This window comes from Arcobacter caeni (genome assembly GCF_003063245.1).
In the GTDB taxonomy this organism is placed as follows: domain Bacteria; phylum Campylobacterota; class Campylobacteria; order Campylobacterales; family Arcobacteraceae; genus Aliarcobacter; species Aliarcobacter caeni.
In genome coordinates, this window is the sequence record NZ_MUXE01000008.1 from 1 (window position 1) to 14,539 (window position 14,539).

Consider the following 14,539-nt stretch of genomic DNA (forward strand, 5'->3'; position numbering starts at 1 on the left):
GATTGAAATCCATCTCTAAAAGTTGTATCCATAATATCTATATATTTTTTAGACATATATTTTAACCCTTTAGATTTTTATGATGTTGTACGGCTGCTATTACTGCAGCTATTTTTGCAGCGTCTGTATTAGTTGCATTTGCTTCTAATACTACATTAATAGTTTGAGATAGTTCCTCTTGTGGAAAGAATTTTCTTAATATTTTTCCTTGAGTCATAAATACTGCAATTATCAAGAATGTAAAGACTATACCCATTCCCACTAATAGCAATTCTATTACTTCTACTACTAAGTTTATTTCCATAACTAAACCTTTTTGTTTATTTAACGGTGCAATTTTAGGGAAATTAAGTAAATACTTCTTCTTTTTAAGTGCTTTAAAAATTGTTTATAAGTGCTTATTTTATGGTTTAGAAATGCTATAATAAAGTATGAAAAAAGAAACCTTACAAAAACGAACAAAAATAGCAAATGATATTATGTATTATATTTATACTCACATAGAAACGAATATTGATATTGAAGAAATTAGTATTGATTTAGGAGTTAGTAAGTTCCATATGCATAGAATTTTTAAAGAGGCTTTTGGAAAAAATATTTATGAAAGCATTAAATCAATAAGACTTCAAAAAGCATCAAATTTACTTTTAACAAATAAATATTCAACTATATCAAATATAGTAAATTTATGTGGATATTCTTCACAATCTTCATTTATCAAAACATTTAAAGAAAGATTTGAAATGACCCCAAAAGATTGGAGGAACGGTGGATATAAAGAGTATTCAAATAAAATTTTACAACAATCGCAAAGAGCAAAACAATCAAAAGCAGATTTTAGTGATATAACACCAACTATCGTAAAAATGCCATCGTTTGAGAGTTTTTATATTAGAAACAAAGGTTATAATATAAATATTAGAGAAACATGGCAAAAACTTCAAACTTGGATTTTAACAAATAATATTCATTCTTATAAACAAATTGCACTTTTTCATGATAATCCAACAATTACACCTTTAAATGATTGTCAATATATTGGCTGTATAGTTGTTGATGATTTAGAAAAAGTAAAAAGTGATAGATTGCCAAACTTTAAAATTGCAGATGGTGTTTATGCAAAGTTTGATTTAAAAGGTAAAACAGGAGATGTTTTACCTTTTATTCATTGGGTTTATCACGAATGGCTTCCTCAAAGTGAATATGAAACAACAACTAAACCATCTTATGCTATTTATAAAAAATTAGATTTTTTAGATGATAGCGATGAATTTGATTTGAGTTTTTATGTCTCTATTAATTTTTAGAAAAGAATTAAAGTAAAGCTTTTTCTAGCCATCGTTTTAAAAAATCTTTTCTTGAATATGTGATTGCGCCTAAGTCAAATTTATATTGCATATAAGGATGACCTAAATTCCAAAAAGAGAAGTTTTCTTTTTCTAAATAAAAAGAAAGAAGCACTAACTGAAGTTTCCCCCAGTTATTATAGTTTTTATTATTTGAGCTAAAACCAGTAAGTGAAGTGTAGGTTGAATTGATTTTATATCCAATTTCACCTGCAATTAATTCTTTTGTATTTTTATCATAAAGTTCAACACTAAAAATTTTAAAATCAATATTTGGATGAGTATAATCTTTTAAAGATAAGATTAATTCTTTGTATTGAGGTTCTAACCAATTTGTTTTATGAAACTTTGAGATATTATCCAAAACTAAACTGAGGTTTGTATTTATACGAAATTCAAACTCATTTTTATCTAGAAGTTTTTTTACTTTTTTACTGATATGTAAATTTTCAAAATCTAAAATTGCATATTCAAACTGTATTTCAGGAACTAAATAAAACTCATCTTCAATTGTTGCTGAAGTTGAAATAAAACCATATAATGCTTGATGTATATAAAAATCTTTTGATAAATCATTACTTACATAAAAATTAGATTTTTCATTTGCATAGATTTGATTATATAGAATATTTTCATCTTTTATATCATCTAAAGTTAAAAAATAAACTACATTCTTTTTTTCCATTTCACACCTTATCTATTATGACGATTATCTCTTTGGTGTGAATCTCTATTATTTTGTTTATAATTTTGATTTTCGTTTCTTTCATAATATCTACCATAAACAGGTTCTCTATCATTTCTATAGTTTCTTGATCTATTCCAATCGTTATTTTTATGGTATCTATATTCTCTATAATGTGGATGATTTGGTTTAAAATACCCTCTTAAATGCAGTCTATCATTATAACTATATCGACCATCATATAAAAAGAAAATATTATTATAAAAATATCCCGTTCGGTCAAAATATCCAAAATAATATCCGTAATTATCATAATAACCACGATGATTGTAATCAAAGTTTCTATATCTATCATCATATCTATGATCATCAGATCTAAAATTTAAATCAAGTGTAGAATTATTTCCAATAGGTGTTCTAATACTAACTCCCAAATCAGAATTTGCAAATAAAGTTGAACCAAGAGATATAAGTGAAATTAAAAGTAGTTTTTTCATATAAAGAATCCTTTAACAAATTTGCAGAATCATATATCTGCAGTGTGAATAAATTGTGATTTAGTATAAATTTCGTTTGATTTAATTATAATGTAGTTTTCATTTTAAGGCATTTTTTGAATACTCTACTAACCAATAATCAAATAACTAACTTTTACAATCATATCACAAAGTTACTGCAAGAGTGTGAATCCTTTACTTTTAATGTGGCATTTATTAATTTTTCTGGAATACAGCTTTTACTTGATTGTTTTGAAATTCTAGAGAAAAAAAATATAAAAGGCAAAATCTTAACATCAACATATCTCAATTTTACCCAAATAAAAGCTCTTGAAAAAATAAGAGAATTTAAAAATATAGAACTAAAAATTTATGATTCAAATGAGTCAAATATAGGATTTCATAGTAAATCTTATATTTTTAAATTTAAAGATAAGTATAAAATAATAATTGGTTCTTCAAATATAACTGCAAGTGCTTTTAAATCAAACATTGAATGGAATGTAAAAACTATTGCAAAAAAAGATGATTGTTTTTTACAAAATGTATTAATTGAGTTTGAAAAACTTTGGTTAAATTCTTATGATGTAAATGATGAATTTTTGAAAGAATATGCAGATTTTTTAGATAAACAAAAAAAAGAGTTTCTTCCTAGTTTTACTTATAAAAAAAGTATAAAAATAAATTTCATGCAAGAAAAAGCCTTACAAAAGCTGGAAGAATTAAGAGAAAAAAAAGAAAAAAAAGCTTTAGTAATTGCAGCAACAGGAAGTGGAAAAACTTATCTTAGTGCTTTTGATGTGAAAAAATTTCGGCCAAAAACACTTCTTTTTTTAGTTCATAGGGAAAATATACTTTTAAGTGCAAAAAAGAGTTTTGAAGATATTTTAGAAGATAGTTTTACTTATGGACTTTTTACTGGAAATAAAAAAGAAAAGAACAAAAACTATATTTTTTCAACTATTCAAACAATGAATAATACTTTTCTTGATTTCTCACCAAATCATTTTGATTATATAATTGTAGATGAAGCCCATCATATAACAAGTCCTAGCTATAAAAAAGTAATAGAGTATTTTGAACCAAAGTTTTTATTAGGACTAACAGCTACATCAAATAGAATGGATGGAAATAGTATTTACGAAGTTTTTGATGAAAATATAGCTTGTGATATAAGATTAAATGATGCTTTAGAACATAATCTTGTGGTTCCTTTTCACTATTTTGGAATAAGTGATATACAAAGTGTAGATTATGAAAATATTGATTTATCAAAAATAGATGAAGTTGCAAAACTTTTAAGTGTAAATAAAAGAGCAGATTTTATTATAGAAAAAATGAATTTTTACTCTTTTGCAGGAGTAAAAAGAAAAGTAATTAGTTTTTGCGTTTCAAAAGAACATGCTTTTTTTATGAGTGAAAAGTTTAATGAAAAAGGAATAAATTCAATTTCTCTTACAAATGAAGATTCTATACAAAAAAGAGAAGAAGCAATAAAAAAACTTGAAGATGAAAATGAAACTTTAGAAGTGATTTTCACAGTTGATATTTTTAATGAAGGAATTGATATTCCCTCAATTAATACAGTTTTATTTTTACGCCCAACAAATTCGCCAATAGTATTTGTACAACAACTTGGACGCGGTTTACGAAAACATAAAAATAAAGAGTTTTTAACCATTCTTGATTTTATAGGAAACCATAAAAAAGCCTATTTAATTGCTTTGAGTTTGGTTGGAAATAAAGCTATTGATAAAGATAGTATTAAAATTTCACTACAAAATAATTTTGCAGATTTTAAAAATGCATTTATTTCTATGGATAAGATTTCAAAAGATAGAATTTTAAAACAAATAGAAAATGAAAACTTTAATCATTTAAAATATTTAAAAGAACAATATTTTGAGTTTAAAACTATTTTAGAAAATAAAGTCCCAAAACTGGTAGATTTCTTACAATTTAATGAAGTAATAAATCCTATGAATTTTATATATGAAAGTAAATCTTATGTTGAATTTATAGCAAAAGTTGAAGATGTAAAAATAAAAAATGAGTATAAAATTTTATGTGAAAATGAGCAGTTTTTAAAAACTATTAGATTTATAGAAAATCAACTTCCAATAAAAAGGATTTATGAATTTGTAATATTAAAATATCTTTTAAATAATGATTTTTGTGATGAGAAAATAGCTTTTAAAATATTGAATAAATATTTAGATAAAGTTTGCAAAAAGAGTATAAATCATAGTTTTTTTTATTTAAATCAAGATTTTTTAGATAAAGCACAAATAAGTAGATATTTGAAACTTATAAATTTTGATGGACAAAAAGCGGTAAAAACAAAAGAGTTTGAAGAGCTTATAAGAATTTCTAAATATAAAGAGATTATTGAAGATAGTTTAAATTATGGAATTTATGTTTATGAAGAAGAATTTGAAACCATTGACTTTGGAATGCCATTTTTAAAATTATATGGAAAATATAATATGTTAAATATTGCACAACTTTGTAATTTTCCAAAAATTCATAGTTCATTTCGAGGAAGTGGATTTTTAAAATACAAAGATGATTTCTTTTTATTTATAAATATTGAAAAAGATAAGTTTTCAAAATCAGCAAATTATACTAATACTTTTTTATCAAAAGATAGATTTACTTATCAAAGTAAACCAAGTATGTCACAAGATAAAGGTGATGGAGAAAGATTAATCGAAAATCAAGAACATGGTGTAAAACTACATATTTTTATAAGAAAATTTGTACAAGTGGATAAAAAAACTCAAGATTTTATTTATCTAGGAATTGCAAATAGTGTCAAATATAGTGGAAATAAACCAATAAGTTTAGAATTAAAATTAGAAATTCCTCTTGAAGATAAATTATTTGAAGAATTTACAAAAATAGTGTAAATAAATGATTATTTCTATCTTTATTTTAGGTTTATCTGTGATACCATTCGCAAAAATTAACTAGGGTATTTTGAATGCAAAAAATGGAAAAAGTTGAGAATAAAAAAGGTTTAGTAGAAAAAGTCTTTTTAAAAGTAAATAGTATAGACAAGGTTTTAGAAAGTAAAGTTGATACAATTTTACTAAGAATTATAAATATGCTAAAATATTTTTTTATTCTAATAATGATAGTTTATTTAGCAATTTGTCTTCTAAGTTTAGGACATAAAATTATCTCTTTTACTCTTGCACAAGGTGCTTTAGATTTTACCTCAATTAAAACTATTTTAACAGATGGCTTATTTACATTGATTGTGATTGCTATTGTAAAAACACTTTTTATAAAAAGTGGTTTTGATTATGCTTTAACATTTTTAGAAATTGCTTTTGTAGTAATCATTAGAAAACTTATATTACTTGAAAGTATTCCTAGTGAAACAGATTTATTAATGGCATTAGGAATTACTTCATCTATATTTTTTGTATTAATTATTTATATTCATAATATGAGAAGAAAATGGCAAAAAGAAGATAATACTAAATTTATTTAATAATTTGTGAACTCAATGGAAGCTCAATTTTGAATTCAGCTCCATTGTAGTTTGTATTTTGATATAAATATTCTTTATTTGAGACACTTATATCTCCATTCATGTGTTTTTTTATGATTTCATTTGACATATAAAGACCTATTCCTGTTCCTTGGTTTTTATGTTTTGTTGTAAAGTAAGGCTCAAAAACTCTATTAATAACTTCTTCTTTTATTCCACCTGCATTATCTTTTATTTTTAGGATTAATTTATTTTGCTCTTTATAAATATCAATAAATATAAATTTATTTTTGCAATCGCTATCTTCTAATGCATCAACTGAATTATTGATAATATTTAGAAGAACTTGAATAAATTCATTAACAAGTCCTAATATAATTATTTCTTGGGTATTTTTTACAATTTCAATATTTCTATTTTTTAATTTTGAGCTAACTAAATACAATACTTTTTCTATTGGAATATTAATATCAAAAAAAGAAGCTTCTTTTTCATTACTAAAAAAATTCCTAAAATCATCAATTGTATTAGATAAATGTTGAGCTGAATTATTTATAATATCCATAGCTTCATAAAAATCAACATCACTTAAATTCTCAAAATCTTTTCTTAATTTAGCTCCCGTTGCTGCTGTAGAAATCAAAGATAGAGGTTGTCTCCATTGGTGGGCAATATTTTCTATCATTTCTCCCATTGCTGCCATCTTTGATTGTTGGTTTAAGATATTTTCTTTTTGTATTAATTCTTTTGTCTTTTTTTCTACTAAATTTTCTAAATTTTTATTCATTTCATTTAGTGTTTTTGTTTTTTCTTCTACTTTATTACTTAAAGATTTGTTAAGATTTTTGAGTGTTATAGTTCTATGTATAAATGCTAATATGATTATAAAAATAACAGCAAATATTTGTATAAATAATTCATAATTAAAGCTAGTTTGAAATTGTACATTATTCCATTTTGTAATTATTTCATTTAATTCATTTATAGAAATTGAAGAGATAGCTTTATTTAATATTGATTCCAATATTGCATAATCATCTCTTATCATAAATTTCATACTAAAGTTTAAACCTGTATTTCCAGATACTTTTAAATCATCAAAACCATATTTAGCAATATTATAAAAAAGTACAGGTTGAATATCAACAAAAGCATAAACTTCATTTTTTGATACTAATTCTAATCCTTCTTTTATGCTATTAACTAAAGTAAGTTGAATATCTGGGTAGTTGTTTTTTATAATATTATGAGCTGTGAAATTATCTCCAACAGCTATTTTTTTATTTTTTAACATAGAAATATTTTCTATAAAGTTTTCATCTTTTTTTGTAACAATAGAAATTGGAAATTTCGCATATTCTTTTGTAAATATAGAATAATCTTTTCTATTTGAAGTTTCACCAATACTATAAATCAAATCATTTTCTTTAGTTTTAATGCTATTTATTTGTTCTTTAAATGTTTCAGAAAATACATTTTTATATTGTAAACCTAGTTTTTTAGTTATTAATTCCCAATATTCAGCAGAAATACCAATAGCTTTGTTATTTTTTGATTTAAAAGTAAAAGGTTCCCATGAATTAGAAACTGATACTTTTATTAGATTTTTTAACAAAAAATCTTTCTCTTCTTGTGTTAAATTTAGCTGTTGTTTAAAACTAGAATAATATCTCTCTTTTTCATTTATAATCCATTTTTCTTCAAGTTCTAAAAGTTCATTTGTAGGGATTTTTGAAAATCCAATATCAAATAAATCAGCTTTTTCTTGATTATAAGTTATTGCTTGAACACTATTTTTTAGAGTTAAATCATCTAATGGTTTTATTAAATGAAATAAATTATTTCTTAGAGTATAAAATTCAACTGCCAATTTATCTTCATAAATCAAATCAAGCTCTTGATTTTCTAGCCCTTCAATTAATTTATCATAATCTTTATAGACTTTTATTATTGCATTTGGATAATTTTGTGAAATTAAATCTTGGTAATTTCCTCCAATAAGTCCAATTGTAAGCAGAGGTTTTGTAATTATGTTAGAGTCATTTTTTGATAAAGTAAAAAATGTACTTTTTAGTTCATAAAAAGTATTTGAAGTAAACATCCAATCAGAATATTTTTTAGTACCTAAAAAATAATCAACTTCTTTGTTTTTAACAAGATTAATAGCATCATCCCAAAGAACACCATCTACAAATTCAATTATATAGTTATTGTATTTTGCCCATAATTTCCAAATATCAATAAGTAATCCAGCTGCTTTATCATCTTGTTTATAAGAAAATGGAGCATAATTTGAGTCATAAGAGATTTTAAAAGAAGTTTCTTTTGCGAATAAAAATGTAGAAAATAAAATAATAATAAAAAATAAGTTTTTCATATTATATTATAACTTAGATTATAACAAAAAGTATTAAAAGTTAAGTCTATATCCAACGCCTGAAATATTAGTAATAGATTCTTTCCCTATTTTCTTTCGTACTTTGTTTAATAAATTTTTTAATGCAGAATCTGTAGCTTCAAAACAATCTTCCCACATATTAGATTTTAATTCGTCTGATGAAACAATTCTATTATTATTTTTGATTAAAAAACTTAGTAAATCTAACTCTTTTGATGTAAGCATAATCTCATTTTTTGTATTTAAATCAATCATTTTTTTATGAAGAACATTGTATTGAATATTATTTTGGAAATTAATCAAATATCTTGAATTATCCAAAATCTCTTCTACGCACGATTGTAAAGAACTATTTAAGGTTTTGAAATCCACAGGTTTAGTAAGATAATCCACGAGTTTTAATTTTGTGGCTTCCAATAAATATTTTGTGTCAGTAAAAGCACTTAATAAAATTACAGGAATAGTTTTATCAGTTTTTCTTAACTCTTTTATAAAATCTATTCCATCTGTATCAGGAAGATTTATATCTGAAATTATTATGTCAACTCTTTGTTTATCAAAAATAAGGTTTGCATCGGTTATATTTGAAACATCAAATACATTTTCACATAATAAAAGTAAAGTTTTTTTGATATTTGCTCTAATATTTTCTTCATCTTCAATATATAAGATATTAAGGTTTTTTAATATGTGATTAAAATTAAGATTTCTTTGCATATTTACCCTTTGAAAAATAATAATTTTGTATATTATGATAAGAAAGCTTAATCAAAAATTGTTTTAATAGGTACTTAAGTGAAAAGCCTGTAAAGTAACACAAAAAATTATTTAGAGTCTTTGAATTATTTTAATGGGAGTTAAAATGTATATAAAAAAATTATTTAAATTTGCTTGTATTTCTATATTAGCAAGTGGTTCTTTACAAGCCGTTAGCTTAAAAGAAAGTGTGAATAAAGTATTAGCTAGTAATCCAGAAATTATAGCTGAGAAAAATAATCAAGAAGCTTTTAAAAAGTATATTGATGAAAGAAAAGCTAATTATTATCCAAGAATTGATGTGGATGGAAGATTAGAAAAAAGTAACTCTGATAAGAAATATGATCATCCAAATTCTGGTAATGACTTTCCAGATGGTTCAGATCAAGAAGATGGATATAATGTAGGAATAGCATTAAATCAAATGTTATATGATGGTAATTTAACTCCAAGCCAAGTGCAAGAAGCAAAACATAACGATTTAGCTAATAAATATAGAACAGAAAAAAATATTGATAATGTTGTTTATGAAACAATTATTGCGTATAAAGATTTAGTTCAATACAATGAAATGTTAGATTTAACAAAAAATATGATTACAACAAATGAAGAAAATCTTCAAACAGCAAAAGAAAAAGAATCAATTAGTGGGGAAGTGTTAGAAACTTACGAAGTTGATTCAAAATTGAGTTTTGTTAAAGAAAAATATTTAGAAGAAGAAGATTTAAAAAGCTCAAAAATTAGCACTTTTAAAAGATATGTAGGAATTGAACCATCTGGAAATGAGTGTAGACCTAAAATTGATTTATCTAAAATACCAGATAATTTACAACAAACAGTAGAAGCTGCTGTTTTAAAAAATTATGAAATTCAAAGACAAATAGAAGTAATTAAAGCTCAAAGAGAAAAAATCGCACAAGCTGATTCAAAATTTTTACCAAAATTAAGTCTAGAATTAAAAGCTCTAACTGATAATGATTTAGCATTAAATGAAGAAGGTAAAGAAAATCAAGCTTATGGAAGAATCAATCTTGCTTGGAATTTATATAATGGTGGTGGAGATTATGCTGTATCACAACAAGAAGCATTATTTTTAGCAGAAGAAAAAGAAAGATTAGATGCAATTACTAATAAAATTGTTGAATCAATCAAAGTAAATCATAAAAGATTTTTAAAAAATAAAGAAAGAATAGCAATTTTAAAAGATTATGTTATTGCAAATGAAAATATTGTTGAAGTTTATAAAAGTGAATTTGAATCAGGAACAAGAACCTTTGTTGATATTTTAGATGCACAAACAGTTTTATATGAAGCTAAAAAAAGTTTAGTTGCAAGAGAATATGATTTATATACAAATTATTTTGATATTTTAAATACATTATCAATGTTAACAACTACTATTTTAGAATCAGAAGATGGTTGTTCAAATGATAAAGCTTTAAGCTCTTTGGTTTCTGAACAACAAAAAGCTTCAAAAGAAGCAGAAGCAGAAGAATTAGGTGCATTATTTGGAGATGAAAAAACAACTCCTAAAAACACAAAAAATAAAACTCCACAATTACCTAAAAAATAATATTTTATTTAAAGCCTTACTTATACTATAAGTGAGGCTTTAAAATCTGCTAAGGTTATTTATGGTACATTAAACTTCGTAAAAATGGCAAAATCACTTAAAAAATTAATTATCTTTTGTCTCTTACAAATAAGCCATAATTTTAATATTTATGAGTTTTTATAAAAAAGGTTAATATTGGAAAATACTTCTGATAATATAATAGAAAATGAAACATTAACAGACCTTAAAGATAGAAGAAAAGTAGATGACCTTTTGGGTTGTTTACTTTTCTTATCTAAGTATCACAACAGAGAAGCATCAGCAGAATCTCTGACTTTTGGACTACCAATTCATAAAACTTCAATGAATATATCAATGTTTCATCAAGCTTCTTCTCGTATTGGATTAGTTACTAAAACAGTAAATAGAGAAAAATTAAAAGATATAACAAAACTGGCTCTTCCCTCTGTTTTACTTTTAGATAAAAATAGAGCTTGTGTTTTATTAACATATAATTTAAAAGAAGGAACTGCAAATGTGATTATTCCTGGATTAATTTCAGGTGAAACACAAATGAGTATAGAAAAACTTCAAAGTGAATACACAGGTGAAGTAATAATAATAAAACCAGAATATAATTTTAATAATAGAATAGAAAAAGAAGTAGTCGTTGATAATCCAAAAGAGTGGTTTTGGGGAACATTATTACGAAATAAAGGGATTTATCAACAAGTAATAGTTGTTTCTTTATTTATTAATTTATTTATTTTATCAACACCACTTTTTACAATGAATGTTTATGATAGGGTTTTGCCAAATAATGCGATTGAAACATTATGGGCTTTATTTATTGGAATTTCAATAGTAATGGTTTTTGATTTATTCTTAAAAATTCTAAGATCTCATTTTTTGGGGACAGCTAGTAAAAGAGCAGATACGATTATGTCTAATAAAATATTTAATCATTTATTAAATATTAAACTAGATGCAAAACCAGCCTCAACAGGACAATTTGTAAGTAGATTACAATCTTTTGAAAGTGTAAGAGAGTTTTTTACAGGTGCAACAATGGCTGCTATTGTTGATTTGCCTTTTGCTCTTATTTTTATTATAGTAATATTTTTTATTGCAGGTCCTTTGGCATATATAACAATTTTAACTGTTATTATTTCACTACTAATTTCATGGTATATGCAAAGACCACTAAAAGAAATCATTTCAAAATCAGTAAAAGAAGAGCAGATTAAACAAACTACACTTATTGAAACTGTTTCAGGTTTAGAAATAATAAAAAGTGTAAAAGCTCAAAATAGAATGAAAACACACTGGGATAATTCTATTAATAAAACTGTATATTATGCTGATAAAGGACATTTTTTATCTCAAACAATTACATATTTAACAGCATTTATTTCACAATTTTCTAATATAGCAATTGTTGCAGCTGGAGTTTATCTGGCACAAGATGGAAAGATTACTATGGGGGCTATTATTGCAGCTATGATTTTAAATGGAAGAGTAATAGCTCCAATTTCTCAATTAGTAGGAATGATTATTAAATTTGATAGAACAATGTTATCTTTAAATAATCTTGATGAGGTTATGAGAATGCCAGTTGAAAAAGAAAACAAATCATATATCAGCAGACCAAATTTAAAAGGTGATATTGAATTAAAAGATGTTCAATTTGCATATAAAGACCAAAATCATCAAACGCTAAAAGATATAAATTTGGTAATTAAAAAAGGTGAGAAAGTTGCAATTCTTGGAAAAATTGGTTCTGGAAAATCAACTTTGTTAAAACTTATAATGAATTTATATGAACCAACTAAAGGTTCAGTTTTAATTGATGGTTTAGATACTAGACAAATTGATCCCACCGATTTAAGACATGCAATTGGAAGTGTTCCACAAGAACCATTTTTATTTATGGGAACAATAAAAGATAACCTTACAATTGGTGAACAATATGTTTCAGATGAAGAGTTATTAAGAGTTTCAAAAATAGCAGGACTTGATGACTTTTTAGGAAAACACGAAGCTGGATATGATTTATTAGTTGGTGAGCGAGGTGAGGGATTATCAGGTGGAGAAAGACAATCAGTAACTCTAGCTCGTGCGTTAATCTCTGACCCAAATATAATAATGTTGGACGAACCAACAAACTCTATGGATAGACAAACTGAAAAATTATTTATAAATAGACTTCAAAATATTGTTAGTGAAAAAACTTTAATTATCGTAACACATAAAACTTCTTTATTACAATTGGTTGATAGAATCATAATTGTTGAAAATGGTCAAATAATTGTTGATGGACCTAAAGATGAAGTTTTTACAACAAAGTTAGGTTAGGTTATGCAAAAAAATAAAAAAATTGAAGAAAATAAAGGTCTTTTTCATTGGATTAAAAGACTTTATGGTTTAGATGATGAGAAAGAAGAAGATTTAGAGTTTATGTATAACTCTTATGCAAATTCAAATGAAAAGCCAAGTAGAGTTTCTAATATAATATTTTTATTAATTACGGGAATATTCTCAATACTTCTACTTTGGGCAGCACTTGCTGAAATAGATGAATTAGCTAGGGGAAATGGAAAAGTAATCCCAACAGATAAAATCCAAACGGTGCAATCTTTGGATGGTGGAATTATTTCAGAAATCTTTATAAAAGAAGGAGATATTGTAAAATTTGATACACCTTTGATGAAAATTGATACTACTAGATTTCAAGCAACGCTAGAAGAGAGTAAACAAGAATATTTATCTTTATTAGCATTAAAAACAAGATTAGAAGTAGAATCAATGATTGATATTAATAGTGAATTACCTGTTTTAAAATTTGATGAAAAAATTATAAAAGATATGTCGAGATATGATATAAATGAGAAATTATTACTAGAAAATAGATTTAGAGAAATAAAATCTTCTATAAAAGTTCTTGAAAACCAAGAAAGTCAGAAATTTCAAGAGTTAAAAGAGATTGAAAGTACAATTAAAAAATTAACAGATACTTTGGGTTTTATTGAAGAACAAAGAGTTACTATTAAAAAACTTGTTGAACGAGGGATTAAATCTAAGTATGATTTATTGGCTATTGAAAAAGAATATAATATTACAAAAGGTGATTTACAAACAGCAAGATTGTCTATTTCAAGATCAAATTTTGCAATTTCTGAAGCACAAAATAGAATTAAAGAAAAGATAGATACATTTAAAGCAGAAGCTTCAAGAGATTTACAAAAAACAGTAAGTCAAATAAATAAATTTGAAGCAAAGTTAGTAGGAGATAGAGATAAAGTTGCAAAAACAACTATTACTTCACCTGTTGATGGAATCATTAAACAACTTAATTTTAATACTATTGGTGGAGTTGTTCAATCTGGTATGGATTTAATAGAAATTGTACCATTAAGTGATGCTTTAGTTGTAGAAGCAAAAATTGACCCAAAAGATATAGCATTTATAAATCCAAGTCAAAAAGCAATTATAAAAATAACAGCGTATGATTTTGGAATTTATGGTGGATTAGAAGGTAAAATTGTAGAAATTTCAGCTGATACAATAGTTGATAAAGAGTCAAAAGATGGGAAAAGTTATTATAGAGTTTTAGTAAAAACTGATAAAAATTATTTAGAAAGAAGAGGTAAAAAACTACCTATTATTCCTGGAATGATAGCAACAGTTGATATTGTAACTGGTAAAAAAACAATTCTTGATTTCTTATTAAAACCAATACTAAAAGTAAAACAAGACTCTCTTCATGAAAGATAACCTACAACAGGTTGTCTTTTTTCAAATTT

General features: G+C 24.7%; 11 protein-coding genes. 6 read left to right on the top strand and 5 right to left on the bottom strand.

The window, feature by feature from the left end; genetic code table 11:
* Positions 1-61: 61 nt before the first annotated feature.
* Positions 62-304 (bottom strand): OadG family protein, encoded by a 243-nt coding sequence (locus B0174_RS06580; RefSeq protein ID WP_108558887.1) that lies wholly within the window; start codon positions 302-304, stop codon positions 62-64.
* A 127-nt stretch (positions 305-431) separates the two neighbouring features.
* Between B0174_RS06580 and B0174_RS06585 the strand changes: the two genes are divergently transcribed.
* Positions 432-1,307 carry an AraC family transcriptional regulator gene (locus B0174_RS06585; RefSeq protein ID WP_108558889.1) on the top strand — a complete coding sequence of 292 codons (876 nt, stop codon included), beginning with the start codon at positions 432-434 and terminating at the stop codon, positions 1,305-1,307.
* Positions 1,308-1,314: 7 nt separating this feature from the next.
* Here the strand turns inward: B0174_RS06585 and B0174_RS06590 are convergent, their stop codons facing one another.
* Positions 1,315-2,031 carry a GNAT family protein gene (locus B0174_RS06590; RefSeq protein WP_108558891.1) on the bottom strand — a complete coding sequence of 239 codons (717 nt, stop codon included), beginning with the start codon at positions 2,029-2,031 and terminating at the stop codon, positions 1,315-1,317.
* An 8-nt stretch (positions 2,032-2,039) separates the two neighbouring features.
* Positions 2,040-2,528 carry a hypothetical protein gene (locus B0174_RS06595; protein WP_108558893.1) on the bottom strand — a complete coding sequence of 163 codons (489 nt, stop codon included), beginning with the start codon at positions 2,526-2,528 and terminating at the stop codon, positions 2,040-2,042.
* A gap of 116 nt (positions 2,529-2,644) precedes the next feature.
* Here B0174_RS06595 and B0174_RS06600 point away from each other — a divergent pair, with 116 nt between their 5' ends.
* Both B0174_RS06600 and B0174_RS06605 read left to right on the top strand, forming a co-directional pair.
* The gene (locus B0174_RS06600; RefSeq protein ID WP_108558895.1) at positions 2,645-5,437 is read left to right on the top strand and encodes a DUF3427 domain-containing protein; all 2,793 of its coding nucleotides are present in this window, start codon (positions 2,645-2,647) and stop codon (positions 5,435-5,437) included.
* A gap of 74 nt (positions 5,438-5,511) precedes the next feature.
* A complete protein-coding gene (locus B0174_RS06605; RefSeq protein ID WP_228156428.1) occupies positions 5,512-6,027 on the top strand; it encodes a hypothetical protein in 516 nt (171 codons plus the stop codon).
* Here the strand turns inward: B0174_RS06605 and B0174_RS06610 are convergent.
* Positions 6,020-8,404 carry a transporter substrate-binding domain-containing protein gene (locus B0174_RS06610; RefSeq protein ID WP_108558897.1) on the bottom strand — a complete coding sequence of 795 codons (2,385 nt, stop codon included), beginning with the start codon at positions 8,402-8,404 and terminating at the stop codon, positions 6,020-6,022. The two genes, B0174_RS06605 and B0174_RS06610, sit on opposite strands and share 8 nt — an antisense overlap.
* 33 nt (positions 8,405-8,437) lie before the next feature.
* Positions 8,438-9,142 (bottom strand): response regulator transcription factor, encoded by a 705-nt coding sequence (locus B0174_RS06615; RefSeq protein ID WP_108558899.1) that lies wholly within the window; start codon positions 9,140-9,142, stop codon positions 8,438-8,440.
* A 145-nt stretch (positions 9,143-9,287) separates the two neighbouring features.
* On the opposite strand from B0174_RS06615, the gene B0174_RS06620 reads away from it, so the two are divergent.
* From B0174_RS06620 to B0174_RS06630, 3 genes are all read left to right on the top strand, one after another.
* Positions 9,288-10,754, top strand: a complete 1,467-nt coding sequence (locus tag B0174_RS06620; RefSeq protein ID WP_165790399.1) for a TolC family protein — start codon at positions 9,288-9,290, stop codon at positions 10,752-10,754.
* 177 nt (positions 10,755-10,931) lie between these two features.
* Positions 10,932-13,091 carry a type I secretion system permease/ATPase gene (locus B0174_RS06625; protein WP_108558903.1) on the top strand — a complete coding sequence of 720 codons (2,160 nt, stop codon included), beginning with the start codon at positions 10,932-10,934 and terminating at the stop codon, positions 13,089-13,091.
* 3 nt (positions 13,092-13,094) lie between these two features.
* Positions 13,095-14,510: an HlyD family type I secretion periplasmic adaptor subunit gene (locus tag B0174_RS06630; protein WP_108558905.1), complete on the top strand. Its 1,416-nt coding sequence runs from the start codon at positions 13,095-13,097 to the stop codon at positions 14,508-14,510.
* Positions 14,511-14,539: the final 29 nt, after the last annotated feature.

Coding starts and splice junctions, on each gene's coding strand:
- B0174_RS06590 (WP_108558891.1), bottom strand. CDS start 2,031: ATGGAAAAAAAGAATGTAGTTTATTTTTTAACTTTAGATGATATAAAA.
- B0174_RS06595 (WP_108558893.1), bottom strand. CDS start 2,528: ATGAAAAAACTACTTTTAATTTCACTTATATCTCTTGGTTCAACTTTA.
- B0174_RS06580 (WP_108558887.1), bottom strand. CDS start 304: ATGGAAATAAACTTAGTAGTAGAAGTAATAGAATTGCTATTAGTGGGA.
- B0174_RS06630 (WP_108558905.1), top strand. CDS start 13,095: ATGCAAAAAAATAAAAAAATTGAAGAAAATAAAGGTCTTTTTCATTGG.
- B0174_RS06615 (WP_108558899.1), bottom strand. CDS start 9,142: ATGCAAAGAAATCTTAATTTTAATCACATATTAAAAAACCTTAATATC.
- B0174_RS06610 (WP_108558897.1), bottom strand. CDS start 8,404: ATGAAAAACTTATTTTTTATTATTATTTTATTTTCTACATTTTTATTC.
- B0174_RS06620 (WP_165790399.1), top strand. CDS start 9,288: ATGTATATAAAAAAATTATTTAAATTTGCTTGTATTTCTATATTAGCA.
- B0174_RS06605 (WP_228156428.1), top strand. CDS start 5,512: ATGCAAAAAATGGAAAAAGTTGAGAATAAAAAAGGTTTAGTAGAAAAA.
- B0174_RS06585 (WP_108558889.1), top strand. CDS start 432: ATGAAAAAAGAAACCTTACAAAAACGAACAAAAATAGCAAATGATATT.